The organism is Streptomyces incarnatus (assembly GCF_001027185.1).
GTDB lineage: Bacteria > Actinomycetota > Actinomycetes > Streptomycetales > Streptomycetaceae > Streptomyces > Streptomyces puniciscabiei.
This window is the reverse complement of the sequence record NZ_CP011497.1, coordinates 5,545,668-5,571,573: the sequence shown is the minus strand read 5'-3', so window position 1 is coordinate 5,571,573 and position 25,906 is coordinate 5,545,668. Positions and strand designations below refer to the sequence as shown.

Here is a 25,906-nt window from a genome sequence, read left to right as displayed (position 1 = left end):
GAGCTGTCAGCGGCCGGGCTGCGAGGGGTCGTACGAGGACGTCGGCGGCGGCGAGCTGTACTGCGACACCTGCGGTCTCGCCCCGGTCGTCTCGGCGAGCGGCCTGGTCGGGTCGCCGGCGACCGGGGTGACCAGGGGTGCGGCGGACAGCGGCAGTTCGCGCAGCAGCTCGCGCACCTCCTCGCAGTCGTCGAGGTCGCGCCGCTCGGTGTCCGGGCGGCTGTCGCGGTCGCTGTCGGGCCGGTCCAGCGGGCGTTCGGTGTCGGTGCGCAGCTCCGGCTCCTCCTCCGGCACCTCCACGCGGGGGCGGCTGGGCGCCGGTCTGGTGCACGTTCCGCAGGTGCCGCGGCCCGACCCGCGCTCGATGGTGCTGGACAACCCGGAGGTGCCGGAGCGGAAGCGATTCTGCTCCCGCTCGGACTGCGGGGCGCCGGTCGGCCGGGCCCGGGGGGAGCGCCCCGGCCGTACGGAGGGCTTCTGCACCAAGTGCGGGCACCCGTACTCCTTCGTGCCCAAGCTGAAGGCCGGGGACATCGTGCACGGCCAGTACGAGGTCGCGGGCTGTCTCGCGCACGGCGGGCTCGGCTGGATCTACCTCGCCGTGGACCGGGCCGTCTCCGACCGGTGGGTGGTGCTCAAGGGCCTCCTCGACACCGGGGACCAGGACGCGATGGCCGCCGCGATCTCCGAGCGGCGCTTCCTCGCGGAGATCGAGCACGCCAACATCGTGCGGATCTACAACTTCGTGGAGCACCTGGACCAGCGCACCGGCTCCCTCGACGGCTACATCGTCATGGAGTACGTCGGCGGCAAGTCCCTGAAGGAGATCGCCAACGCCCGCCGCACACCGGAGGGCCGCCGCGACCCGCTGCCGGTGGAGCAGGCGTGCGCCTACGGCATCGAGGCGCTGGAGGCCCTCGGCCACCTGCACAGCCGTAACCTGCTGTACTGCGACTTCAAGGTCGACAACGCCATCCAGACCGAGGACCAGCTGAAGCTGATCGACATGGGCGCCGTGCGCCGCATGGACGACGACGAGTCGGCGATCTACGGCACGGTCGGCTACCAGGCGCCCGAGGTCGCGGAGGTCGGCCCGTCCGTGGCGAGCGACCTGTACACGGTCGGCCGCACGCTCGCGGTGCTCACCTTCGACTTCCAGGGCTACACCAACGTCTACGTCGACTCCCTGCCCGACCCGGACACCATCGACGTCTTCCGCCGTTACGAGTCCTTCTACCGGCTCCTCGTCCGCGCCACCGACCCCGACCCGGCCCGCCGGTTCGCCTCCGCGCAGGAGATGGCCGAGCAGCTGACCGGCGTGCTGCGCGAGGTCGTCTCGCTGCAGACGGGACAGGCCCGGCCCGCGCTGTCGACGCTGTTCGGCCCCGAGGTGAAGGTCATCGACCGGGAGTTGTTCCCCCGGCTGGACGGGGACGTGTCCCGGCTGGGGGCGCGGCCCGTGGCGTCCAGGACCGCACCCGCCGTCCCGGCGCTCCCCGCGCCCGCCCTCGTCAGGCCCGTCGACGCCCCCGCCACCGCGCTCGCCCTGCCGGTTCCGCTGGTCGATCCGAACGACCCCAACGCGGGCTTCCTGGCGGGCCTGATGACCTCCGCGCCGGCCGAGCTGATCGCCGCCCTGGACGCGGCGCCCGCGCAGACCGTGGAGACCCGGCTCCGGCAGATCCGCGCCCGGCTGGAGAGCGGCGACCACCAGGCGGCGCTGATGAGCCTGGCCAAGCTGGAGGAGGAACGGCCCGACGACTGGCGGGTGGTGTGGTACCGGGGCGTGGCCGCCCTGGTCACCGGCGACTTCGAGGGCGCCGCGCTCTCCTTCGACGCCGTCTACGACGCCTTCCCCGGCGAGGCCGCGCCCAAGCTGGCGCTCGGCCTGTGCGCGGAGGTGCTGGGCCAGCTGGACAACGCCGCCGAGTACTACCACCTGGTGTGGGCGACCGACCCGAGCTATGTGAGCGCCGCCTTCGGGCTCGCCCGGGTGCAGCTCGCGGCCGGGAACCGGCAGGGTTCCGTGCGGACCCTGGAGTCGGTTCCGGAGTCCTCCATCCACTACACGGCCGCCCGGGTCGCCGCCGTCCGGGCCCGGCTCAGACAGCGCACCGCGACCGCCGGTGACGTACCGTTCCTGGACGACCTGACGGCCGCCGCCGGACAGGTCGAGGCGCTGGACGCGTACGGCCTGGATCCGGCGCGGCGCGAGCAGTTGGCGGCGGAAGTCCTCGGCTCGGCGCTGGACTGGATACTCTCCGGGGGCCAGGGCACCGCGCCCGCCGCCGGCGGACGGGTGCTGCTGGGCAGCGGTCTGGACGAGCGGGGCCTCCGCTTCGGCCTGGAGCGCGCCTACCGCACGCTGGCCCGGCTGGCGACCGGCGGCGAGGAGAGGATCGAACTGGTGGAACGGGCCAACCGTTACCGCCCCCGAACGTGGGTGTAGTTGATGTCGCAGATGCCCCAGCAGGCCGCACTGGCGAAGTGCCCGAGCTGCGCGGAGCCCGTCGAGCCGGGTGACCTCTTCTGCGGAGCGTGCGGGTACGACCTCTCCGTCGTACCCGAGCCGCCGCAGGACCACCCGACGCTGACCATGACCGGCTCCGCGGCCGATTCCCTCGGGGACGGCGTGGCCTGGCCCGCCGCCGAGCCGGACGGCTCCGGCACCCCGCAGGCGCCGCATCTGCCGGCCGACCTGCCCGGCACCGACTCCGGCGGCACCCCTCTGCCCGAGCACGGCTCCGGCACGGACCCGCACGGCTCGGGCACGGACCCGCACGGCTCGGGCACGGACCCGCACGGCCACGGCTCCGGACCGCAGCCGGCCGGGTCCGGGGTGCGCTTCGACCGGCCCGCGGAGCCCGACGAGTACCCGCTGCAGGCGCCGGACCCGCGCGTGGCCGACAACCCCGGGAACACAGCCGTGCCGGAGGAGCCCGCCCAGGTGTGCGTGGCCTGCCGGGCGGGCCGGGTGGACAGCGACGGCTACTGCGAGAACTGCGGGCACGCCCAGCCCCGCGAACGCGACCACATGGAGCGGGAGTCGGGCCCGGTGGCCGCCGTCAGCGACCGGGGTCTGCGCCACCACCGCAACGAGGACGCCTTCGCCGTCGGCCACACCACGCTGCCCGACGGCACCCCGGCCGCCGTCGCGATCGTCTGCGACGGCGTGTCCTCCGCGACCCGCCCCGACGACGCGTCGACGGCCGCGTCCCAGGCGGCCGGTGACACGCTGCTGGCCGCCCTGCCGCGCGGCACGCATCCGCAGACGGCCATGCACGAGGCGATCGTCGCCGCCGCGCAGGCCGTGAACGCGCTCGCCGAGGAACCGGAGACGGCCCGCGAGCACGCCCCGCACCAGAACGCCCCGGCGTGCACGATCGTCGGCACGGTGGTGACCTCCGGGCTGCTGGTCGTCGGCTGGGTCGGCGACAGCCGCGTCTACTGGGTGCCGGACGACCGCGGCGCGCCAGCGGCCCGGCTGACCGAGGACGACTCCTGGGCCGCGCAGATGGTCGCCGCCGGCCTGATGAGCGAGGCCGAGGCGTACGCCGACGAGCGCGCCCACGCGATCACCGGCTGGCTCGGCGCGGACGCCTACGAACTGGAGCCGCACACCGCGTCCTTCAAACCGGACCGGTCCGGAGTCGTGGTGGTGTGCACCGACGGCCTGTGGAACTACGCCGAGACGGCCGAGGAGATGTCCGAGGTCGTCCCGGCGGACGCGGCCGCGCGCCCGCTGCACGGCGCCCGTGTGCTGGTGGGCCACGCCCTGGACGGCGGGGGCCACGACAACGTAACAGTGGCCGTCGTGCCGTTCCCGGCGCCGCCGCAGGGGGCAGGATCGGCCTGAGGCCGCGGCCACGCGCCAGGGGCCACGGGCCGGAGGGGACCGGCCCGTTCACAGCCATCGCCCTGCTTCAACGGGGCGGTCGAGGGGGATTTGAGTACGCATGGCCAATTTCGCGAAGTCGCATGTGCCGCAGTTCTCGATGGACGTCTATCAGAACGAGTACCTGCCGGAGGGCGGGCGCGAGGTCAACGCGATCGTCACCGTGACCGCGACCGGCGGCGGCACGGTCGGCAGCGCCGTGACCCCGGTGTACGCGCGGGGCCAGGGCCCGTCGGCCGCCGTGGCGGTCATGGTCGACTGCTCCGGTTCGATGGACTACCCGCCGACCAAGATGCGGGGCGCCCGGGACGCCACGGCCGCCGCGATCGACACCCTGCGCGACGGCACGCACTTCGCGGTGATCGGCGGCACCCACGTGGCCAAGGAGGTCTACCCGGGCGGCGGACGCCTCGCGGTCGCCGACGCCGGCACGCGCGAGCAGGCCAAACAGGCGCTGCGCCGGCTCAGCGCGGGCGGCGGCACGGCCATCGGCACCTGGCTGCGGCTCGCCGACCAGCTGCTGAACTCGGTGGACGTCACCATCCGGCACGGCATCCTGCTCACCGACGGCCGCAACGAGCACGAGTCGCCGGAGGACCTCAGAACGACGCTTCAGGCGTGCGCCGGACGGTTCACCTGTGACGCGCGGGGCGTGGGCACCGACTGGGAAGTGAAAGAAGTCACAGGGATCGCCTCCGCGTTGCTCGGCACCGCCGACATCGTCGCCGACCCGGCGAGCCTCACCGCCGACTTCACGCAGATGATGGAGACGGCGATGGGCAAGGAGGTCGCGGACGTCTCCCTGCGGGTGTGGACACCGGTCGGCACCACCATCCGGTTCGTCAAGCAAGTCGCGCCCACGGTCGAGGACTTGACCGCCCGCCGCACCGAGGCCGGGCCGCGCGCCGGGGACTATCCGACCGGGTCCTGGGGCGACGAGTCCCGCGACTACCACCTGTGCGTCGAGGTCCCGGCGGCCGGCCTCGGCCAGGAGATGCTCGCCGCCCGGGTCTCGCTGGTCGCACCCCAACCGGACGGATCGGTACAGAACTTCGGCGCGCAGGGGCTCGTACGAGCCGTGTGGACCGACGACATGGCGGCCTCCACCTCGATCAACCCCCAGGTCGCCCACTACACCGGACAGGCCGAACTGGCACAAGCCATCAAGCAAGGCCTCGATCTCCGCAAAGCGGGCGATTTCGATGGCGCAACGGCCAAACTGGGGCGGGCCGTTCAGCTCGCCAACGCCTCCGGGAACGCGGATACTGCGAAACTGCTTGCGAAGGTGGTGGACGTGGTCGATGCCGCGACAGGTACTGTGCGGTTGAAGACGAAGGTCGCAGAGGCGGACGAGATGACTCTGGAGACCCGGTCCACAAAGACTGTTCGTGTAAAGAAGTGACCCAATAGACATCCGGAGAAGGGGAAGCACCGACATGCCGACCTGCCCGAACGGACACCAGTCGGGTTCCGACGACTGGTGCGAGGTCTGCGGTCACCGCATGGCCGGTGCCGTACCTCCGCCCCCGCCGCCCCCGCCCGCGGGCGGTTACGGCTTCCCGCCCCCGCAGGGCACCCAGGCCGGCGGACGCCCGCCGGCCGCGTCGGCCGCGGAGCCGGAGCTGTGCCCGCAGTGCCGTACGCCCCGCGAGGGCGGCGCGCCCTTCTGCGAGGAGTGCCGGTGGAACTTCCTGACCAACACGGCCACCTCGTACACCCCGGCCGCGCCGCGCCCGCCGCAGCCGCGGTTCCAGCCGCCGAGCGCGACGTACGGCGGCAATGACGGGTACGAGTACCAGGGTTCGCGTCCCTCGCAGATGAACCGGCCCGCCGAGCCGATCCCGTCCTTCGGCAGCGAGCCGTCGGGTCCGACGCCGTTCGCCGCCGAGCGCGGCCCGTCGGGCCCGCCGACCTCGCCCGGCCCGTCGGGCTCCTCCGGCCCCTCCGGCTTCGGGGGCGACGGGCGTCCGCCCGGTCCGCCGCCCGGCTTCGGCGGCCAGGGCCAGGGCTCCGGCGGCCCGTCCGGCTTCGGCGGCGGTCCCGGGCAGGGTGGTCCCGGCTCCGGCGGCCCGTCCGGCTTCGGCGGCGACCGGGGCCCGGGCTCCGGTGGCCCCTCGGGCTTCGGTGGCGGTCCGGGGCAGGGTGGTCCCGGCTCCGGCGGTCCGTCCGGCCCCTCCGGGTTCGGTGGCGGACAGGGCGGTCCCTCCGGCCCGCCGCCCTTCGGGCGTGAGCCCGCCGGTCCCGGTGTCCCGCCCGGGCCCCAGGGCTTCGGCGGCGACCCCTCGCGTCCGGTACCGCCGCCGCCCGGTCCGACCCCGCCCGCGGGTCCCGGTGCCGGTCCCGGCGGTGCCCCGCAGGCGTACCAGCAGTCCGCTCCTCCCGCGCCGCCCGCGTTCCCGCGCGAGACCGGCCGGCCGCCCGGCGGCGCGCCCTCCGGCGGCCCGTCCTTCGGCGGCGAGGACGACTGGGTGATCTCCCCGCCGTCGTCCGGCCCCGGTGGCGGACAGGGCGGCGGTGGCTACGGCTACCCCCAGCCCGGTGCCACCCAGGCCCCTCCCGGCGGCCCCGGCTTCCCGCAGCAGCCCGCGGGGCCGGTCACCTGGACGGCGACCATCGGCCCGGACCGCGACTACTTCATGGCGATGATGCAGCGCTCGGGCCCCGAGGCCGCGGGCCTGAACCTGCCCGCGTACTCGCCCGAGCAGCAGCGCACGCTCAGCGGCAACCAGGTCACCATCGGACGCCGCCGGCACTCCACCGGCGACACCCCCGACATCGACCTGGCGGTGCCGCCGGAGGACCCGGGCGTCTCGCACCAGCACGCGGTGCTGGTGCAGCAGCCGGACGGCAGCTGGGCGGTCGTCGACCAGAACTCGACCAACGGCACCACGGTCAACATGTCCGAGGAGCCGATCCAGCCGTTCGTGCCGGTTCCGCTGCAGGACGGCGACCGGGTGCACGTGGGCGCCTGGACGACGATCACCATCCGCCGGGCCTGACGGAGAACAGCGGGGCCGTCATAGGGGCGACCACGGGGGCGATCAAGGGAGGGGCCAGGCGTACGGCCCCTCCGGCTCGTCCAGCCACGCCCAGGTGTGCTCGCCGTCGACCGTGACGCCGTACCGCTCGCGCTCCGGCATGCCCTCGCGCTCCCACAGCGCACAGGCCTCCTGCGGATCGAGGGTGCCCCGGGTCAGCGCGAGCAGGAAACGGAACGTCTCCTGTTCGCGGGCCCGGCCCGGCAGCCCGGCGAGCGACACGCCCCCCGGCTCCGGCCGGTCCGCACCGCGCAGCGGCACGAAGTGGGCGGGCGTGGGCAGGAATCGGCCCTCGCCCCGGCTCGCGTCCCGCACCGTGAGCGCGAGCAGTCCGGTGGCCAGCGGGGTCAGGATCCGGGCGCCGGGGCGGCACTGGGCGAGCCAGGCACGCGGGACCGTGGCCAGCTCGCAGGTGGCGATGATCCGGTCGAACGGGGCGCGTTCCGGCACACCGCGCGAGCCGTCGCCGGTGACGACGGCCGGATGGAATCCGGCCGCCTGAAGGTGCCGGCGGGCCGACTCGGTGATCTCCGGTTCCAGGTCGACGGTGGTGACGAGGTCGCCGGCGCCGAGCCGGTGGGCGAGCAGGGCCGCGTTGTAGCCGGTGCCGGCGCCCACCTCCAGGACCCGGTGCCCGTCCCCGACCGCCAGCGCGGCCAGCATCCGCGCCATGAGTGAGGGCTGGCTGCTGGAGGAGACCAGCTCGCCGTCGCGCAGCCGGGTGGCCAGCGGCACGTCCTCGTAGGCGCCGCGCACCCAGCGTCCGCGGGCCTCGGGGTCGGGGCTCTCGCCCCAGCGGCGCTCGTAGCCGCGCGGCCCGGCGACGTAGTAGTACGGCACGAACAGGTGCCGGGGCACCGCCGCGAACGCCTCCCGCCACACCGGGTCGCCGGCGAAGGCTCCCTCGGCGTCGATCTCCCGCACCAGCGCCTCCCGCGCGGCGACGGCCAGGCGGTCGGTCTCGGCGTCGTAGGCACCCATGGGTCCACAGTAGGGTCCTAGGCCTTGAGTCCTGGGTCACCCGGTCTGAGACCATGGGGACGTGAATGAGATTCGGCGCGGCACGCTTCAGGAGCAGACCTTCTACGAGCAGGTCGGCGGGGAGGAGACCTTCCGCCGGCTGGTCCACCGTTTCTACGAGGGAGTCGCCGAGGACCCGTTCCTCAGGCCCATGTACCCGGAGGAGGACCTGGGCCCGGCCGAGGAGCGCCTCGCCCTCTTCCTGATGCAGTACTGGGGCGGCCCCACCACCTACAGCGAGAACCGCGGCCACCCCCGGCTGCGCATGCGGCACGCCCCGTTCACCGTGGACCGTGCGGCGCACGACGCCTGGCTGCGGCACATGCGGGTGGCCGTCGAGGAACTCGGGCTGTCCGAGGAGCACGAGACGACGCTGTGGAACTACCTGACGTACGCCGCCGCCTCGATGATCAACACCCCGGAGTGACGAACAGCGGAACGGGATGAGCCGGAAGGAGCCACTTGGGCTCAGCGCACGCTGACGCCCAGTGAGCCGAGCCCGGAGCGCCGTACGGCGACCGACCCGTACGGGGTGCGCAGTCTGAGCCACGCCCCCGAGGAGTACAGCCCGGTGTCGGCCGGGTCGGCGCCCGGCCGCAGGAAGCCCAGGGACTGGGCCGCGTGCACGGCCCGCACCGGAAGCCCGGTCCGCCCGATCTCCCGGGACCAGATGTCCCGCCCGATCCGGTCCAGCTCCGCGCGGGTACGGCCGTCAGGTGCCAGTTCCTCCGTACGGGTCCGGAACTCGGTGACCGCCGCGGCGACCGTCGCCCGCAGCGCGTCCGGCGCGGGCAGCCCCGGCTCGGGCCGCCAGCCGCCGCGCGGCGGCAGCACACCGGCCCACGGCGGCCCGGTGACCGCGGCGGGCACGGCGGCGGTGGCCGCGCGTTCGTCCACGGACTCCAGGAACTCACCGGCGGAGACGGTCACGTCGAGGGTGACGTCGAGGCCCTTCTCGTAGGGCTTCGCCAGCCGTACCGCACGGACGGCCAGCACCTCGAAGGACGGCGGCCGGCCGAAGACGGCGAGCGCCGTGCCGGCCGCCTGCAGACGCACCGCGGCTCCACGGTCGTAGCGGAGCAGCCGGGAGAGGAAGGCGGCGAGGTCGGCCGCCTCCCTCTCGTCGGCCAGGTGCAGCACCGTCATGCGGCGACGGCCTCCTCGTCGGCGTCGTCGCGGTAGCCGTCGAGGAACTCCCGCTCCTCGGCGGTGAGCCGGCGCGGCCGCTGCGTCTCGAAGTCGAACGGGACGACCACGGTGGACGCCTGCACGTAGATCACGTCCGCGTCCTTCACCTCGTAGGCGACGGTGAAGGACGCGGCCCTGACCTGGGTGACCCACAGCTCGATGTCCACGGGCACGGGCCGGTGGACGAGCTGGCGCTTGTAGTCGATCTCATGGCGCGCCACCACGGACCCCTGCTTGGACTCCTTGCCGCGCAGGGACAGGAAGTCGATGCGAGCCTCCTCCAGATAGCGGAGGAAGATCGCGTTGTTGACATGTCCGTACGCGTCCATGTCCGACCAGCGCAGCGGGCAGCGATAGATGTGGCGCAAGACCGATCAGCCCCGGGTCAGCTTCTTGTAGGTGGCGCGGTGCGGACGCGCGGCGTCCGGACCCAGCCGCTCGATCTTGTTCTTCTCGTACGACTCGAAGTTGCCCTCGAACCAGAACCACTTGGAGTCGCCCTCGTAGGCGAGGATGTGGGTGGCGACACGGTCGAGGAACCACCGGTCGTGGGAGACGACGACGGCGCAGCCGGGGAACTCCAGCAGCGCGTTCTCCAGGCTGGACAGGGTCTCCACGTCCAGGTCGTTGGTGGGCTCGTCGAGGAGCAGCAGGTTGCCGCCCTGCTTGAGGGTCAGCGCCAGGTTGAGGCGGTTGCGCTCACCACCGGAGAGGACACCGGTCGGCTTCTGCTGGTCCGGGCCCTTGAACCCGAACGCGGACACGTACGCCCGGCTCGGCATCTCGACCTGGCCGACGTTGATGTAGTCGAGCCCGTCGGACACGACCTCCCACAGCGTCTTCTTCGGGTCGAGGTTGGACCTGCCCTGGTCGACGTAGGAGATCTTGACGGTCTCGCCGACCTTGATGTCGCCGGCGTCCGGCGTCTCCAGGCCCTGGATCATCTTGAACAGGGTGGTCTTGCCGGCGCCGTTGGGGCCGATGACACCGACGATGCCGTTGCGTGGCAGCGTGAAGCTGAGGTTCTCGACCAGGACCTTCTCGCCGAAGGCCTTGTTGAGCTTGTCGACCTCGACGACCACGTTGCCCAGGCGCGGGCCCGGCGGGATCTGGATCTCCTCGAAGTCCAGCTTCCGCATCTTCTCGGCCTCGGCGGCCATCTCCTCGTACCGGGCGAGACGCGCCTTGGACTTGGCCTGCCGCCCCTTGGCGTTCGACCGCACCCACTCCAGCTCTTCCTTGAGCCGCTTCTGGCGCTTGGCGTCCTTCTGGCCCTCGACCTTGAGGCGGGCGGCCTTGGTCTCCAGGTAGGTGGAGTAGTTGCCCTGGTACGGGTAGGCACGGCCGCGGTCGAGCTCGAGGATCCACTCGGCGACGTTGTCCAGGAAGTACCGGTCGTGGGTGATCGCCACGACGGTGCCCGCGTACTTGGCCAGGTGCTGCTCCAGCCAGTTCACCGACTCGGCGTCGAGGTGGTTGGTGGGCTCGTCGAGCAGCAGCAGGTCGGGGGCTTCCAGCAGCAGCTTGCAGAGCGCGACGCGGCGCTTCTCACCACCGGAGAGGTTGGTGACGGGCCAGTCGCCGGGCGGGCACCCGAGGGCGTCCATGGCCTGCTCGAGCTGGGCGTCGAGGTCCCACGCGTTGGCGTGGTCCAGCTCCTCCTGGAGCTTGCCCATCTCGTCGAGCAGCGCGTCCGAGTAGTCGGTCGCCATGAGCTCGGCGATCTCGTTGAACCGGTCGAGCTTGCCCTTGATCTCGGCGACACCCTCCTGGACGTTCTCCAGGACCGTCTTCTCCTCGTTCAGCGGGGGCTCCTGGAGCAGGATGCCGACGCTGTAGCCCGGGGACAGGAACGCGTCGCCGTTCGACGGCTGCTCCAGCCCCGCCATGATCTTCAGCACGGTCGACTTACCGGCACCGTTCGGGCCGACGACGCCGATCTTCGCTCCCGGCAGGAAGTTCAGGGTGACATCATCGAGGATCACCTTGTCGCCGTGCGCCTTGCGCGTCTTGCGCATGGTGTAAATGAACTCAGCCAAGAGAAACCGTCCGGCAGCTTGAAATCTGGCAGTGGGCAGATACACCCCATCTTGCCGTACGGCCACCCCTGGGCGGAAACGCGTTGGGCGCGGGGGCGCTGACCTGGGGTTTCAGTGGGTCCGGCGGTAGCTCACCGGTCACTGCCGGTCGCCGTCGAGTGGCCCGGGCACCCTGGCACGGCCCGGAGACGGCCCAGGGACGGCCCGGGCAGGAGGGTGTCCTCACTGCTCCGGGGCTATCGTGCCGCTGTGACCAGCGCGGCGGAGCGCCCCGTCCTCTTCCTCGACGTCGACGGTCCCCTCATCCCGTTCGGGGCGTCGTACGGCTCCTCGACGCCGGTCGATCAGGGCAACCCGCTCCTTGATCGGCTCGATCCCGGAATCGGGCCGCGCCTCCTGGCCCTGGGCTGCCGTCTCGTGTGGGCCACGACCTGGATGGAGGATGCGAACGAGGCCGTCGCTCCGCGCCTGGGGCTGCCGAAGCTGCCCGTGGTGGAGTGGCCGGACACCGGCGCCGACGACGGCCCCCGGGGCCTGCACTGGAAGACCCGCCCCCTGGTCGAGTGGGCCGACGGTCGACCGTTCATCTGGGTCGACGACGACATCGGCGCCATGGATCGCTTGTGGGTCGACGCCCAACATCCGGGGCCGTCGCTGCTTCACCGCGTCGACCCGGCTCAAGGACTCGCGGACGCCGACTTCTCGGCACTCGCCGATTGGCTCACTGCTGGGGGCGCCGACTGCCGGTTGATCGGAATCCCGTAGTCGATCTGGCAGTGCACGGCGGGCACCACGATGTCCGCAGTCTCCACGGCCGCCTCTGGTCGCAGTAGTACGTCTGCTGATCACGAGTCTCGCGCGCCCTCGCACGGCCCGGGGACGGCCCGGCTCGGCAGCCGGGCTGTGTCGCCTCCGTTGTCAGTGCGTGCGGCTATGGTGCGTTCGCCATTGACAGGAACGCTCTGGGGAGGGGCTGTGGGAGCCAAGACGGGACTGCTGGTGTACGCCGACGGCGACGCGCCGGAGTTGCTGCGACAGGTGGACGCGGCGGACCTTGACCGGACGACCGCCATGATGCGGCGGCTCTACCCGGGCGGGGAGATCGAGGAGTGCGGGGGCTCGAATCTCTGGGACGGCGTCTACCCCTCGCAGGGAACAGCGTACGCGGCCAGTTGGCCGGGCGTGGATGTCATCGCCGACCAGAGGGTGATGATCGACGCCCCCTCCCGGCTCCCGGAACACCTCGTGGCGGCGAGCGCAGGCCGACGACTCGTCCTGCACGCGATGCACAGCGTCGTCGACTGGCTGGCGTTCGCCGTGTGGGAGGACCGGCGCCTCGTCCGCTCCCTGAGCCTGTCCCCGGACAGCGGCATCATCGAGAACATCGGCGAACCGCTCCCCTTCGAACTGCCCTACTGGGCCGGAGACCGCCCGGCCGACACCGTGCCCTGGCCCGGCGAGGAGGAAGAACCCTACGCCCTGCCCTTCCACCCTTTGGACCTGGGCGAAGACGCGTTGCGTGCACTCTGCGGCTTCATCCAGGAGGGCCGTCCGCGTCCCGATGATGTCGACGCGGAGGCCATCGAGTTGTACGGCTTCCACGTGCGAGATCCACACGGGCCTGATCGTGCCGACCAGGAAGCGGGGCTACGGAGGGCGGTCGAAAAGATGCAGCCGCCGCGCGTTTACACGCTGGGCTCGATGGCTCACTGATCGAACGCGATGGCCGCCCTCTGAGGGGCTGGTCAGTCGGTCGTGGTCGGCTGCGGTAGGTCAGCTGCGGTCGTTGAGGTTGCTGCACTTCTCTGCTGTACAGCTTGGCGGGCGTGGGCGAGGTTGTAGCGGCTTCGAAGGGTGTGGGGGTGGGCGTCACCCAGGACCTGCTCGCGCTGAGCGAGGGTGACCTCGTACAGGGGGATGGCCCGCCCCAGGTCCCCCGCCGCCTGGTGGGCGCGGGCCAGGTTGTGGCGGCAGGTCAGGGTGTCGGGGTGGGTGTCGCCCAGGACCTGCTCGTACTGGGTGAGGGTGGCCTCGAACAGGGGGATGGCCCGTCCCAGGTCCCCCGCCGCCGTGTAGGCGTAGGCGAGGTTGTTGCGGCTCTGCAGGGTGTGGGGGTGGGCGTCGCCCAGAATCTGCTCGCGCTGGGCGAGGGCGGTCTTGTGCAGGGGGATGGCCCGTCCCAGGTCCCCTGCCGCCTCGTACGCGTGGGCGAGGTTGTTGCGGCAGTTCAGGGTGTGGGGGTGGGCGTCGCCCAGGACCTGCTCGTACTGGGTGAGGGTGGCCTCGTACAGTGCGATGGCCCGTCCCAGGTCCCCCGCCGAATCGTAGGCGCCGGCGAGGTTGTTGCGGCAGTTCAGGGTGTGGGGGTGGGTGTCGCCCAGGACCTGCTCGTACTGGGCGAGGGTGGCCTCGTACAGTGCGATGGCCCGCCCCAGGTCCCCCGCCGACTCGTACGCGTGGGCGAGGTTGTTGCGGGTGGCCAGGGTGGCGGGGTGGGTGTCGCCCAGGACCTGTTCCCACTGGGCGAGTTCGAGCGTGCGGAGAGGGATGGTGTGGGCGCTGCGGCCCTGCTGGTGCAAGTACTGCGCGGCGGCGGAAAAGGTGCAGGCGCTTTCGGGGGAAGCGGGCGTGTGCGCTGGTGTGGATACGGCCAGGGCGAAGACGTGGGGGAGCAGACGTTCCCACGGCACGGTGTGTTCGGTTGCGGGGACGCCCTCGTCCGGGAGGGCCTGCGCGATGGCTTCTTCTGCTTCCCGCCGGCCGGGGGGATAGGTTGAGGTTCCGGCTTCGGTGGTGGTCCGGGTACGCAGGACGCTCTGCACCAAGCGGTGAATGTTGACGCCCTGCCGGTCGGCGGTGAAGGCGATCATGTTGTAGGCGTGCAGGACACCCAGCGCTTCGTTCACGGCGATCGCGTCGGGGGCCAGTTGGGCCAGCAGGGTGCGGGGGATGTCGTCCGGCGCGGTCCAGGCCATGGTGTCCAGCAGCGTGACGGCCAGCGGGTCGCGGGCCTCGATGGCGATGAGGGTCTGCTCCCAGATACGGGCGATGGTGCGCTCGGCCCTGATTCCGTCGGCGCTCTTGGCCAGCATCAACCCGAGGGCGCGCCGGTAGGCGGCCATGTCCGTCCCGGTCTGGTGCAGGTAGGCGCCGGCCTGTTCCAGGGCCAGCGGCAGATACCCCAAATCCTCTGCCAGCTCCTCGGCCTGCCGGCGCTGGGCCGAGGTGGGCTCTTGGCCGTCGAGGGCGATGGTGCACAGCAGGTCGGCGGATGCGGCCGGGTCGAGCAGGCCCAGGGCCATGGTCGGGGCGATGGGATGCCAGCCGGTGGAGCGGCGACTGGTGGCGAGATGATGACCGCCGGAGAGCATCCCGAAGTAGTGCCGCAGCACGTCGGGCTCCTCGACGTTGTCGAAGACCAGCAGCCAGCCGGGATGCCACTGCAGCCACAGCAGCGCCCACGCCGCTCGCTGCTCTACGTCCGCCCGCTGCTCTACGTCCGCTGTCGCGGCCCAGTCCTGGCACAGCGTCCCGGCCAGGGAGGCGAGATCCTTGACGATCTGCTCGGTCGATGCGGCATTGATCCACCACACCACCGTGTACGAGCCGCGGTAGCGGAGGGCGTAGTGCAGGGCCAGCGCGCTCTTGCCGATACCGCCCAGCCCATGGATCGCCCACGCACCCGAAACAGCCTGAGTGACAGCGGCCTCCCCCTCGCGGGCCAGCATCTGCCGAAGCCGCCTCAGGTCCTCGTCCCGGCCGACGAACAACCCGGACGCCGACCCCGGCAGGTTCGCCAGACCCGGTGGCGCGCTCACCTCCTGCGCCTGCCGCGCCGCCTGCGCCGACATCATGATCACGCGGGCGTTGTCCCCGGTGATGGCCACACCGATGCTGTCGGCCGCTGTCGACCGTTCGCCCGAGGCGTGCGGGCCACCACGCTCGGATCTCGGCTGTTCGTTCACGGCCGCAGGGTGACGTTGTCGCCGGTGATGGCCGTGGTGATGGTCTGTGCCGCGATCGCACGCTGCCCCGACGCCGTCACGTTCACCGGCCCGGCACCGGCGGCCGACAGCATCGCCGCCAGTTCGTCCCGCAACGGTGCGTCTTCCCGCAGGGCACGTTTGAGTTGCTGCCGCAGCGCGGACGCCGCGTCGCTGTCTTGTGGGTCGTCGGCCGCGTCCTGCACCGCGGCCTGAAGCTCCGCCTGGCCCTGCTCACCACGACGGCGCCACACCGCCTGCAAGATGCGGCGCCCCAGATTCGCCGTGGTCTCCACAGCGGCATCCTCGGCGCGGCTCAACACACCCGCCCCGTACGCGCCCACCGCCGCCGACAGGTACGGCCCCGCCTGCTCCACCAACTCCACGATCTCCGCACCCACTTGATCCCCCCGGGGGCTCTCCCGACTCCCAACGGCTAAGCGTAGGAAGACACCAGCCACCTCGTATCCCGAAACGCCGCAACTGCCCGTGATGGCTTCAATACAGCTAGCAGCCGCGCTCCGTGCATCGGCCCGCAGGGCCAACCGCACCGCCCCTCACCCGCGACGGAGCCGTCAAGGGCAAGAAGCCGCTGGTGAGATCCGGCATGCGAGCCCGACGCCACGCGCCTCGTCGAATGATCTGATGGCGGACCCCATACCCGGGCGAGGTGTGGCGCGAGCTGCCGACCCGTGAGTCACCCCCGGGTGTGGCCGAACCTGACGCTCACCTTGCGGCCGATCCGGTCGGTCGATCCTGCGGAGTGGAGTCGAACCACCTGCGCGAGAACCGGCGTCAGTACCACGCCAAGAGACTGGGATCACGCGCGTCGACCCGGGCCCGGGCGCCGACTGGCCGCCTCAAGTGTCAGAGGCGCCCGAGCAGTTCAGCCTTCTTCTCCGCGAACTCCTCGTCCGTGAGGATGCCGGCGTCGTGGAGCGACGCGAGCTTCGCGATCTGCTCGACAACATCCGGCTGAGCTGCGGCCTCGGCCGGTGCCCCATGCTTGCCTCGCTGGATCACCGAAGAATCGAGAGGTTCAGGCGGGTCGTAGTACGGAGGCTCCCCGCCGGTCAGCAGGCCAGCGAGGTGGCCAAGGCGAGGTAGAAGGAACTGACGGGCAACGACCTCCCCCCCGGTTACACCTTGGTTCGCCGGTGGTTCCGCCTGAGCCCGGACGACGACCCCGGCTGCTCTGTCCGGGAAGGTTCGCCGGTTGTCGGGAGGGGGGTGGATGGCGTGCGATGACTTCCGACGAGGGAGATCCGCCTCATAGGATCTTGAGCCCAGGCACGGATGTCGGAGGGCGACGATGGAAGAACCGCGGATACGCCTCGGCAGTGACAACGTGTGGCTGGAACTGGCTCGGACCGATGGCGACACCTGGCAGGTCACCGCAGATTGGTGCTCGTGCCTGACAGCTGACTTCACCGCAGATCTCAGCGCCGCGGAGGTCGTGGACTTCGCGGCCCGCATGCTCTCTCACCTGCGCGCGCCGTCGAGTGGACGCTTTTCGGCGGCGGTGACTCCCGGTCGGAACAACCCGCTGACGTTGAAGGCGGAGCCCGTCGGGGACGGTTTCGCCTTTTTCGTGCGCCTGACTCCCAACGGCGACGACGACGTGTGTCATTTGCAGATGGAGATCGATCCGATCGCCAGGTTGGAACTTCGTGAAGCATTCAGTGCGCTGCACGCCGCGCTGGTGGTCTGACCACCGGAACATCCGGTCAGACCGCCATCGCGAGCGGGCGTCCGCCCGCCCGGGGCTGGACGGTGTGGTTTGGGACCGGACACGGGCACCGTGACAGCGGACTTGGTCTCCCTCCCAGTTCGCGGCAGTGTCGTGGGCCAGGTCCTCCGAACTCAGGTGCCTGCCGGGGCCGGTGACGCGGATGACTTCGAAGAGCTCGGTCTTCCCATGGGTCAGCGGCGGCAGCATGCCCCGGACTCTCCGATCGTGACTTCGCTGACCAGGGACGGCCGCGGCGGCGGAGGCGGCGGGTACGGCGATGGCGGCGCCGGCGTTGCATGTCAGCGGAGCAGCTCGGGTATCGGGCAGGCCCCCAGCGGCTCCTTCGGCCGGTCGGCCCAGCGCCACCAGACGTGCCGACCGGTACACCTCCACAGCGCCCGGCAGAGCCGTCGGCCATCGTCCGCCCGCTTGCGGTACCTCGCTGCTGTGCGCCACCCCAGGAGACGGTCCCGTGTGCAAGCAGGTCTAATCTCCTGGGATGGACGACGCCCCTTGCTTTTGCCTCCTCTGCGCCCCGACGGAATGGGGCGGCCCGGTGTGGGAGGAGCGCGACAGCCGCATAGCCAAGAGTGTCGCGGACTTCGGCTGGCACGTCATGGGCGTGGCCGGCGGTGACGCCCCCGGCGATTGGGGCTACTCCATCGGCCTCTGGCACACGCTGCGCAGTCCCGAGGTGAGCGTGTTCGGCCTGCCGTCGCAGACCGCGATGCGCGTGGCGAACGCCGCTGGGGCAGCGATTCGGAACGGCGACCCACTCGAGCCCGACCAGCGCCGAGGAGACGTCCTCAACGGCTACGACGTGGCCGTCCGGCCCGTGCATCCCAGCTGGTATCACGACTTCTTCGGCGCAGGCATCGACTTCTACCAGACCCCACCACTGCCCATCACACAGCTGTTCTGGCCGGACAAGGCCGGGCGGTTCCCCTGGGAGGAGGGAGCGGACGAGCGCTGCCGCACGGGACAACCACTGCTCTGGATTCCAAAAGACGAGACCACCGGCCCGTGGACCGAAATCACGTGAGGTCGGGCGAGGCTCAGTGGTCGAGTGGGCCCTACCGACAACGCCAAGGAGTGAGCATGCCGACTTCCCCGGAGCCAAAGTCAGGGGACACCGTTCTGGTGAACGGTAGCTGGGGAGCAGCGGCTTGAGCCGCGGTGCCGTCGACTTCAACTCGGCGCTGCACTCTGACGGCTTAAGGAGCCGGCAACGACGATGGGCACAGTCCACAGCGGCGCCAACCCGTTGGGTGCGGGGGCTCAGACCTGGGCGTTTGGGGTTGTCACGGGGTGGCTCGTTCGTCTCTGTGACAGTTGAGCGCCGATCAGTGAGGGGCGATCATGAGCGCATGAACCACGGCTTACGTCGTATCGGCGGCCTGGCACTCTTGGTCGCGGGCATCGCGTTGGGTGCCTGGGTGGTTTTCGGGGCTCCGCACGACTGGCACGGTGCAAGGGTCCTCGGACGGCTGGTGCTCGGCGGCATGGGGGCAGTTGGGATGATCAGCAGTTCTGCAGGGCTGATCTTTCCCCACGCTCCGCAGGACGGGCCCAGCACCCAGGACGACGAGGCGTGACGCCGGGCCAGGTCAGTCGCCGGGCTGTTCCCGCTTGCGGAGGAGTACCAGTACCGCGCCGCCGATCAGCACGAAGCCGATGGCCACGCCGGCGATCAACGGGGTGATCACGGAGCCGCCCGTCGCGGCGAGGTTGGTGCCGGGGGCCGTGGTGCCGCCGACCGAGGCGGGGCTGGGCTCGTTGTGGACTCGGGCCGACTTCGTGGTGATCGCACCCCGTGTCTCGCAGTCGAGGACGCCGGTGAAGCGGTGGCTGAAGCCATGGGGTCCGGTGATCGTGAAGTCGTAGGCCTGGTCCTCCTGGAGCGGGACGGTCACCGTGCGGGAGGCGCCCGCGGGGATGGTGTGCTCGACGCCCATCAGCTCGAAGGTGAAGGGCTTGTCGCCCTTGTTGGCCGCGAAGATGTCCAGGCCGCTCTTGGCGCAGTTCTTCCGGGCCGACACCGCCGGTATGGCACCCTCGGCCGCCCAGGTGGCGGTCGCGGTCGCGGAAACCGTGGACTCGCTGGAGCCGGCCAGGATCTGGCTCTGACTGCGGCTGTCGGAGGCGAAGGCACGGCCCACCGGCACCGTGGTCGACGCCTGCACGGTCAGCTGCCCCGAGCCGGTCGAGGCGCCCTCGGGAACGTGGAAGTACAGTTGCGTGCCGTTCTGCGCGGAGGTGATCACCTTGCCGGTCTTGTCGGTGATCCGTACCCCGCTGGTGGCCGCGTCCGGCGGCGGACTCACCGTGACGGTACCCGCGTTGGTGTGCACGGTCACCGGTCCCAGCAGGTCCCCCGGCCGGCCGGAGACCGCCGGCGGGTCCAGGGTCAGCGAGGCCTGCGGTTCGCCGAGGTCGCGGGCGCTCTTCTGCAGATAGTCGGCGAGCCTCTCGGCCTGTGGATCGACGGCGTCGACCTTGGCGTGGTCGGAGTAACGCCAGATGGCCACCTGGGTGCCGGCCGCCGCGTCCTGCTCGGTCAGGGTGCCGGCGCCGGCCCGGCGGGCGAGCGCGGCGAGGTCGTTGACCTGGGGATAGGAGTTCTGCAGGATCCAGCGGATCCGGCCGGCGTCCTTGTTGCCGCCCAGCGAGGTGCCGCTCCAGGGCGTCTCCTGGTAGAGAGCGTCGCGCTGGGTGGGGGTGTTCAGGTCGACGCAGTACGTCTGCAGGGTGCCGCCGCCGTCGACGGACATCTCGAACAGGCCCGCCCCCACGCGCTGGTCGCCGCCGTCCTCGTGGATCACCGCCTCGCCGTAGGTCTTCAGGCCGTTGATGGTGGCCGTCGCCCCGCCCTGGGTCTGCGATATCCCGTCGGTCCCGTCCGCCACGGCCGTACCCGCGCCGGACAGCACACCGGCTGCCACGAGGCCGGACACCGTCGTGGCGGCGGCCAGGCGGGCCGCTCCGGTGGAACGGCGGAACCCACAGAACGCAGCAAGCACAGAATTCCCCTTCGAGCAGGACCCGTTGGACGTGGGGGACGGTCCCACCAGCAGAATCGGCAGCCCCTAGGGGCACGCCCGGCATCCTATGGATCAGCCGGAGCCTCTTCCGCCGATCGGATGATCCGATCAGCGATCCGATCCATAATCGTTATCGCCGGGGACCGTCCATGAGCTGGGCATATCGACAAATCAACCAGTTCGTACAGGGGTGTTCGGCGACCGGGCCGCCCACGCCCGGCCCTCCCCGCCCTGCGGCGGTCGGTCGTACTGATGTCACGTCACTGCTGCGGCCACCACTGCCTGTTGAGGTGCGCTGCCACCCTCGTCCGGTGTGTCAGTGGGACGCGGCGTCTCCCAGTTCGGCTCCGGCCGTGCCGCCGCCGGCGGTGCCTCCGGCCTGGCCGAGCGCTGGAACGCGGCCGTACCGCGCGAGAGATCGTGGCCGATCGCCACGGCGTCGATGCCGGCGGAGGCCCACTGCTGCTGCCCGTCGCGCGTCTCCGTGCGCACCTTCAGCCGGCCCTGTACGACCAGCGGCTGGCCCACCTCCACGCAGGCGGCCACGTTCGACGCGAGCTGGCGGTTGGCCCACACCGTGAAGAAGTTGGTGTGCCCGTCCGCCCAGGCGCTCTTCTCCCGGTCCCAGTAGCGCGCGGTCACCGCCAGCCGGAACCTGGCCGACGGGCCGACCGCCGACTCCCGGTACACGGGCTGGGTCGCCACGTTGCCCACCACGCACACAATGGTCTCGTTCATGTCCTCACTCCCCTCCCCCGCCCGGCCCTTCCGGCCGGGCGGACAGGCGCACGGGGCACATCCCGTGCGGCTGTGTCTGTCTGTCGTGTGTGTCCGACGTACGTGCCTGACGTGTGTGTCCGGCCTCTGTGGTCTGCGCCGAACGCACGGACCGTCCGCCGTTCTTCCGGCCGGACGGCGCCGTGTGATCGCCGCGGACCCAGACTGCCTGCGCCGGGCCGGACGCGCTGAGAGCTGTGGACAACCCCCGACCTGTGGAAATCTCCGCCACCCGCATGAGTGACCCGCTGTCACCGGCGGCCGTCTTCACCCCCGCGGCCGAAGAGCCCCCTGGGCGCACGAGACCCGGAAACGGCCGAGGTGCCCCGGGAAACGGCCGAGGGGCCCCGGAAACACCCGGGGCCCCTCACGCTCAGATCTCACCGGTTCCGGCTCACCCCACTCCGGCCCCGCTCCGCGCGACGCGCCCGTACTGCTCCCGTACCTCCCGGTACCGCAAGAGCTCCGCCGCCACCGGATCGAGCACCCGGGCCCGGCCGCAGCCGGCGGCCGCCTCCCGGAGCCGGCGTTCCGCCTCCTGGCCGTAGCGCCGGGCCGGGCCTCTCGCCGCCATCCGGCACCCCCACTCCACCAGCGGACCGCCGACGATCCCGCACACCATCAGCAGCACCGGCACCCAGAGGTTGGGCTTCATGACATCGACGATCTGGCCGAACAGCCACAGACCGCCCACCACCTGCAGCAGGGTCATCGCCGCCTGGACCAGCACCGCGGCCGGCCACCACCCGGGCCGCGGCGGCCGGCCCGGCGGCAGCCCGGCCCGCGCCGCCAGTTCGTCCAGCGCCTCGGACAGCCCCTGCGACCCGCGTACGGCCGCCTCGCGCACCGCCTGCGCCCACGGCGCCGGCAGCCCGGCCGAGGCCCGGTCGGACACCGTACGGACCGCCTGTTCCACACGCTGGCGGGCGGTGGCCTCCTCGTCGGGCTGGGCCGTGCGCACCGGGATGCGGCCCGTGGTGGACTCGCCGCGGCTCTGGTACCAGCGCCACAGCCGCAGCCAGGGCGTGCCGCAGGCCCTGTTGGCGTTGCGCAGCCAGGCGCGCTCGGCCGCCTCGCCCGCCGCGGTGGCGCCCACCGCGTCCGCGAGCCGCGCGGCGAACTCCTCGCGTGCCTCCTCGCTGAGGCCGACGCGCCGCCCCGCGGCGTACATGGGCCGCAGCCCGGCCGCCGTGGCGTCCACGTCGGCCGACACCCGGCGGGCCGCCGCGCCCCGCTCGGCCACGAACTGCCCGAGCGCCTCGCGCAGTTCACCGACGCCGTCGCCGGTCAGCGCGGACAGGGCGAGCACGGTGGCGCCCGGTTCGCCGTACTCGCCGAGCGCGATCCCGTCCTCGTCCAGCAGCCGGCGCAGGTCGTCCAGGACCTGGTCGGCGGCCTCCTCGGGCAGCCGGTCGATTTGGTTGAGAACGACGAACATGATCTCCGCGTGGCCGGCCATGGGCCGCAGATAGCGCTCGTGCAGCACGGCGTCGGCGTACTTCTCCGGGTCGACCACCCAGATCACCGCGTCGACCAGCTTCAGGATCCGGTCGACCTGCTGACGGTGCTCCACGGCGGCGGAGTCGTGGTCGGGCAGGTCGACCAGGACCAGCCCGCGCAACTGTGCCTCGGCCTCCGGACTCTGCAGCGGACGGCGGCGCAGCCGGCCCGGGATGCCGAGCCGGTCGATGAGGCCGGCCGCGCCGTCGCTCCAGCTGCACGCGATGGGCGCGGCCGTGGTCGGACGTCGTACGCCGGTCTCCGAAATGGCCACTCCGGCAAGGGCGTTGAACAGCTGCGACTTGCCGCTGCCGGTCGCTCCCGCGATCGCCACGACGGTGTGCCGGCCGGAGAGCTTCCGGCGGGCCGCCGCCTCGTCCAGCACCCTGCCCGCCTCGGCGAGCGTGTCGCTCTCCAGACGGGTCCGGGACAGCCCGACCAGCTCGCGCAGGGCGTCCAGCCGGGACCGCAGTTGGCCGTCGTACGCCAGCGGGGCCGGGGTCTGGCTGCCCGGACCGCGGCTGCTGCTCTCCAGGGCCGAGGCACGCTCGGCGGCCAGGGCGGCGGCCGTCGCCTCCGTGACACGCCGGGCGATGAGGCCGTCGTCCCAGGGGTCGGAGGAGTCGTGGGGCTCGGGGGGCTCAAGAGGCTGCGGGGACTCGGGGGACTTGAGGGAGCCGGGAGGGTTGGGGGATGGCAGCCGGGAGGGCCGCGACGACGCCGGACGCCCCGCTGGTGCGGGGGGCTCAAAGGCGGGGCTGGGCGCGAAGGTGGGCATCGGCGGGATCGGCGGGAGTGGGGGCGGCGGTGGGGGTGCTGCTTTGGTGGTGGGGGCGGGGGTGCTTCTGGCGATCGGGGTCGGGTTGGTCGAGGGGGCAGGTCCTGTTGCCGGGGCTGGTTTGGCCGGCGGTGCCGATGTGGCGGCTGTGGGGTGGGAGGTGGCCCCCGGGGTGACGACGTCGGCGTCGGTCACGGCTTGCCGGAAGGGATGCGGCAGAGGGAGCTGCGTGCCGCCTGGGGCTTCGGGGTACGGCTCCCGCTCCTTGCCCCAGTTCTCGCTGCCGAGGCCCCCTCCCGTGGGCTGCATACGGTCCGCGATCTCGCCGTCGCCTTCACCGTCCTCCTGGCCGGCGCCGCCGCCGTCCGGGACCTCGCCTCGGCGCTCATGCTCGTCCGCGTGCGCGTACACGTGCTCGTACCCGTGCTCGTTCAGCACGCGCGCGTGCCGCTCGCCCGACGGGTTCTCATGGCCGGAGACGGTGAGGCCCACACCCGCCGCCTGCTCGCGGCCGGCGTCCGCGCTACCGCAGGGGCCGGCGGATCCGTCGGCAACAGCGCTAGCGGGGTCGCCGGGGACGTCGCAGGTGACGGAGGCATCCGAGGCGTCGAGGACGGCGCCGGCCCCCGTAGCGGAGTCACCCGTCCCGCCGCTGTGGTCCACCACGTTCGGACCACCTCGAAGACGCTCTGCACGCTCGTCCGCACCAGCGCCGTAAGGGACACGCTCCACGTGGTCCACGTGGTCCACGTGGTCAAGCTGATCCACGTAGTCCACCTGATCCACGTAGCCCGCAGGCTCACCGCGACGCATCTGCTGCACGCGGTCCATGTGCTCGACGCGATCCATGTGCTGCACACGATCCATGTGATCCACACGGTCCATGTGCTCGAACTGGTCCATGCGCTCCAGCCGATCAACATGTTCCAGATGTTCCAGGCGATCAATGTGCTCCACGAGCCCCGGCTCCGGGTGACCGCCGTGCTCCACGTGCCCGGTGGCGGTCTCACTGCCGTGGCCTCGCTGCTCCATGTCCCTCATGCGTCCCGCGTGCCTCATGTGGTCGATGTGATCCGTGTGGTCCTGGTCAGTGACGGCGGTCACCGGTCACCTCTCCTTCTGCAGTACGGACAGCGCGGCGATGAGTTCGGCCTGGGGCTCCGGGTGGACGTCAAGGGCGTCGAGTGGGGCGAGGCGCCGCTCGCGTTCGGTGTGCATGACACGGTCCACGTGGTCGTTGAGCAGCCGTCCGGCCCGGTCGCGCAGCCGCAGCGCGCCGTGCGCCCCGATCCGCTGCGCGAGCCCCTCGCCCGCGTTGCGCGCCCGGCGTCCGCCGAGCAGCGCGGTGGCGACCAGGGCGGCGATGAGCTCCGGGTCGGGTGCGGTGGTCCGTTCCAGTTCGCGTACCTCGTCCTCGGCGTACTCCTCCAGCTCGCGCCGCCAGCGCCGTACGGCGACACCGATGCGGTGTTCGGTGCTCTCCGCGGAGGACTCGCCGGCGGCGAGGGCCGGGTCGGCTCCGGCCGGCTCGCGCCGCCAGGCCTCGTCGATGCGCTCGTCGGCAGCGGTGACGGAGCACAGCAGCAGGGCGGCCAGGCTCGCCACGAGTGCGTCGAGGAGTTCGCCGGGGGCGCAGTCCAGGGGGAAGGCCCGCCAGCGCGTGAGGGCGTCCCCGGCGAGTACGGCGCCGGACTGGAGCCGGCCACGCACGCGCGCGTGCTCGCTGTCGTAGGCGGTGTCCACGGCCGCGGTGAGCCGGAGGGCGGCCGCGTACTGGGCGGCGGCGGCGCCGGCCAGCTCGGGCAGGCGGGACTTGAGCGAGTCGAGGAGCCCGTAGGCCGTACGGGCCATGACCTGTTCCCGGGCGGCGGGGTCCTGGGCGTGGTGCATGAGCCAGTTCTTCAGCGGTGCGACGGCGGTGGCGGGCAGCAGGCCGGCGCCCCAGGCGGACTCGGGCAGTTCGGGCACGGTGAAGCGGGGTACGTGGCCGAGCCCGGCCTTGGTGAGCAGGGCACCGTACTGCCGGGAGACCTCGGAGACGACCTGGTGGGGCACCCGGTCCAGGACGGTCACCAGGGTGGCGTCGTACTCCTTGGCGGTGCGCAGCAGGTGCCAGGGGACGGCGTCGGCGTAGCGGGCGGCCGTGGTGACCATGATCCAGACGTCGGCGGCGCAGATCAGCTCGGCGGCGAGGGCGCGGTTGTCGGCCATCAGGGAGTCGATGTCGGGGGCGTCGAGGAGGCCGAGCCCGCGCGGGACGGTGTCCGCGGTCTCGACGCGCAGCACGCGCGCGGGGGGCTCGCCCACGCCGGTCAGGAGGATGTCGTCGGGGTCCTCCTGGGGCCCCCACACGCGTGCGAGACCGGGCAGCACGCGCACGCTGCTGAACCAGTGATGATCCTCCGGATGGCAGACAAGCACCGGCGTCCGGGTGGTCGGCCGCAACACCCCGGCCTCGCTCACCCGGCGGCCGACGAGCGAGTTGACGAGCGTCGACTTGCCGGCGCCGGTGGAGCCGCCGACGACGGCCAGCAGCGGCGCCTCGGGCTCTCGTAGGCGCGGTACCAGGTAGTCGTCGAGCTGCGCGAGGAGTTCGTCGCGGTTCGCACGCGCGCGCGGGGCTCCCGGCAGAGGCAGCGGAAAGCGTGCGGCGGCGACACGGTCGCGCAGTGCGGAAAGTGTGTCGAGCAGCTGAGGCCGAACGTCCAAGGTCACCACATGCGAAGAATGCCCAATTTTAGGGTGATTCTGAAGCATATAGACATGTCTGCGCGCCGACGGAGCAGAAAGGGCGGAAGGGATGACTGGGACATGGGTACAGCCGAGGCATAACGAGTGCACAACACCCGGGGCGCCGGACGCCAAAAGCGCTGCACGATTCGTACCTGCCTGCGATTATCGGGATCGCTTCACCA

At 71.9% G+C, this 25,906-nt stretch carries 22 protein-coding genes; 10 read left to right on the top strand and 12 right to left on the bottom strand.

What is annotated here, in order from left to right; genetic code table 11:
• Positions 1-6 precede the first annotated feature (6 nt).
• Entirely contained in the window at positions 7-300 is a 294-nt protein-coding gene (locus ABB07_RS42040; protein WP_425264760.1) for a hypothetical protein, read from the bottom strand.
• Between the two features lie 40 nt (positions 301-340).
• Between ABB07_RS42040 and ABB07_RS25120 the strand changes: the two genes are divergently transcribed.
• From ABB07_RS25120 to ABB07_RS25105, 4 genes are all read left to right on the top strand, one after another.
• Entirely contained in the window at positions 341-2,449 is a 2,109-nt protein-coding gene (locus tag ABB07_RS25120) for a serine/threonine-protein kinase (RefSeq protein WP_425264759.1), read from the top strand.
• Between the two features lie 3 nt (positions 2,450-2,452).
• A complete protein-coding gene (locus ABB07_RS25115; protein WP_208900825.1) occupies positions 2,453-3,856 on the top strand; it encodes a PP2C family protein-serine/threonine phosphatase in 1,404 nt (467 codons plus the stop codon).
• A 100-nt stretch (positions 3,857-3,956) separates the two neighbouring features.
• Complete coding sequence (locus ABB07_RS25110; RefSeq protein WP_208900824.1) at positions 3,957-5,297, top strand: vWA domain-containing protein; 1,341 nt, start codon at positions 3,957-3,959, stop codon at positions 5,295-5,297.
• Between the two features lie 34 nt (positions 5,298-5,331).
• A complete protein-coding gene (locus ABB07_RS25105; protein ID WP_208900823.1) occupies positions 5,332-6,894 on the top strand; it encodes an FHA domain-containing protein in 1,563 nt (520 codons plus the stop codon).
• Between the two features lie 42 nt (positions 6,895-6,936).
• On the opposite strand, the gene ABB07_RS25100 is transcribed toward ABB07_RS25105, so the two are convergent.
• A complete protein-coding gene (locus ABB07_RS25100) occupies positions 6,937-7,914 on the bottom strand; it encodes a methyltransferase domain-containing protein (RefSeq protein ID WP_208900822.1) in 978 nt (325 codons plus the stop codon).
• A gap of 61 nt (positions 7,915-7,975) precedes the next feature.
• Between ABB07_RS25100 and ABB07_RS25095 the strand changes: the two genes are divergently transcribed.
• Positions 7,976-8,380: a globin gene (locus ABB07_RS25095; RefSeq protein WP_208900821.1), complete on the top strand. Its 405-nt coding sequence runs from the start codon at positions 7,976-7,978 to the stop codon at positions 8,378-8,380.
• Positions 8,381-8,421: 41 nt separating this feature from the next.
• On the opposite strand, the gene ABB07_RS25090 is transcribed toward ABB07_RS25095, so the two are convergent.
• Genes ABB07_RS25090 through ettA form a run of 3 tightly spaced genes read right to left on the bottom strand, consistent with a single transcriptional unit; the run spans position 8,422 to position 11,180 of the window.
• Complete coding sequence (locus ABB07_RS25090) at positions 8,422-9,099, bottom strand: DUF8185 domain-containing protein (protein WP_208900820.1); 678 nt, start codon at positions 9,097-9,099, stop codon at positions 8,422-8,424.
• Positions 9,096-9,509 carry an acyl-CoA thioesterase gene (locus ABB07_RS25085; RefSeq protein ID WP_208900819.1) on the bottom strand — a complete coding sequence of 138 codons (414 nt, stop codon included), beginning with the start codon at positions 9,507-9,509 and terminating at the stop codon, positions 9,096-9,098. The genes ABB07_RS25090 and ABB07_RS25085 overlap by 4 nt, the downstream gene beginning before the upstream one ends.
• A 6-nt stretch (positions 9,510-9,515) precedes the next feature.
• On the bottom strand, positions 9,516-11,180 hold the full coding sequence (ettA, locus tag ABB07_RS25080; RefSeq protein WP_208900818.1) for an energy-dependent translational throttle protein EttA: 1,665 nt from the start codon (positions 11,178-11,180) through the stop codon (positions 9,516-9,518).
• Between the two features lie 249 nt (positions 11,181-11,429).
• Here ettA and ABB07_RS25075 point away from each other — a divergent pair, with 249 nt between their 5' ends.
• Positions 11,430-11,945: an HAD domain-containing protein gene (locus ABB07_RS25075; protein ID WP_208900817.1), complete on the top strand. Its 516-nt coding sequence runs from the start codon at positions 11,430-11,432 to the stop codon at positions 11,943-11,945.
• A gap of 234 nt (positions 11,946-12,179) precedes the next feature.
• A complete protein-coding gene (locus ABB07_RS25070; RefSeq protein WP_244189510.1) occupies positions 12,180-12,893 on the top strand; it encodes a DUF6928 family protein in 714 nt (237 codons plus the stop codon).
• A gap of 32 nt (positions 12,894-12,925) precedes the next feature.
• On the opposite strand, the gene fxsT is transcribed toward ABB07_RS25070, so the two are convergent.
• From fxsT to ABB07_RS41000, 3 genes are all read right to left on the bottom strand, one after another.
• Complete coding sequence (gene fxsT / locus ABB07_RS25065; RefSeq protein WP_208900816.1) at positions 12,926-15,145, bottom strand: FxSxx-COOH system tetratricopeptide repeat protein; 2,220 nt, start codon at positions 15,143-15,145, stop codon at positions 12,926-12,928.
• The gene (locus ABB07_RS25060; RefSeq protein WP_208900815.1) at positions 15,142-15,564 is read right to left on the bottom strand and encodes a hypothetical protein; all 423 of its coding nucleotides are present in this window, start codon (positions 15,562-15,564) and stop codon (positions 15,142-15,144) included. The genes fxsT and ABB07_RS25060 overlap by 4 nt, the downstream gene beginning before the upstream one ends.
• Before the next feature lie 466 nt (positions 15,565-16,030).
• On the bottom strand, positions 16,031-16,186 hold the full coding sequence (locus ABB07_RS41000) for an SHOCT domain-containing protein (protein ID WP_244189509.1): 156 nt from the start codon (positions 16,184-16,186) through the stop codon (positions 16,031-16,033).
• A 289-nt stretch (positions 16,187-16,475) separates the two neighbouring features.
• Here ABB07_RS41000 and ABB07_RS40995 point away from each other — a divergent pair, with 289 nt between their 5' ends.
• From ABB07_RS40995 to ABB07_RS25040, 3 genes are all read left to right on the top strand, one after another.
• Positions 16,476-16,874, top strand: a complete 399-nt coding sequence (locus tag ABB07_RS40995; RefSeq protein WP_244189508.1) for a hypothetical protein — start codon at positions 16,476-16,478, stop codon at positions 16,872-16,874.
• Positions 16,875-17,394: 520 nt separating this feature from the next.
• Positions 17,395-17,937 carry a DUF4262 domain-containing protein gene (locus ABB07_RS25045; protein WP_208900812.1) on the top strand — a complete coding sequence of 181 codons (543 nt, stop codon included), beginning with the start codon at positions 17,395-17,397 and terminating at the stop codon, positions 17,935-17,937.
• A gap of 325 nt (positions 17,938-18,262) precedes the next feature.
• Positions 18,263-18,490, top strand: coding sequence for a hypothetical protein (locus tag ABB07_RS25040; protein WP_244189507.1), 228 nt, complete (start codon positions 18,263-18,265; stop codon positions 18,488-18,490).
• Positions 18,491-18,502: 12 nt separating this feature from the next.
• Here the strand turns inward: ABB07_RS25040 and ABB07_RS25035 are convergent, their stop codons facing one another.
• The 4 genes from ABB07_RS25035 to ABB07_RS25020 all read right to left on the bottom strand — a co-directional run bounded on the left by ABB07_RS25035 (position 18,503) and on the right by ABB07_RS25020 (position 25,709).
• Complete coding sequence (locus tag ABB07_RS25035; RefSeq protein ID WP_425264758.1) at positions 18,503-19,915, bottom strand: TQXA domain-containing protein; 1,413 nt, start codon at positions 19,913-19,915, stop codon at positions 18,503-18,505.
• A 276-nt stretch (positions 19,916-20,191) separates the two neighbouring features.
• Positions 20,192-20,674 (bottom strand): single-stranded DNA-binding protein, encoded by a 483-nt coding sequence (locus tag ABB07_RS25030; RefSeq protein WP_208900811.1) that lies wholly within the window; start codon positions 20,672-20,674, stop codon positions 20,192-20,194.
• 433 nt (positions 20,675-21,107) lie between these two features.
• On the bottom strand, positions 21,108-22,913 hold the full coding sequence (locus ABB07_RS25025) for a YfjP family GTPase (protein ID WP_244189794.1): 1,806 nt from the start codon (positions 22,911-22,913) through the stop codon (positions 21,108-21,110).
• A gap of 1,185 nt (positions 22,914-24,098) precedes the next feature.
• The gene (locus ABB07_RS25020) at positions 24,099-25,709 is read right to left on the bottom strand and encodes a dynamin family protein (protein ID WP_208900810.1); all 1,611 of its coding nucleotides are present in this window, start codon (positions 25,707-25,709) and stop codon (positions 24,099-24,101) included.
• Between the last annotated feature and the right edge of the window lie 197 nt (positions 25,710-25,906).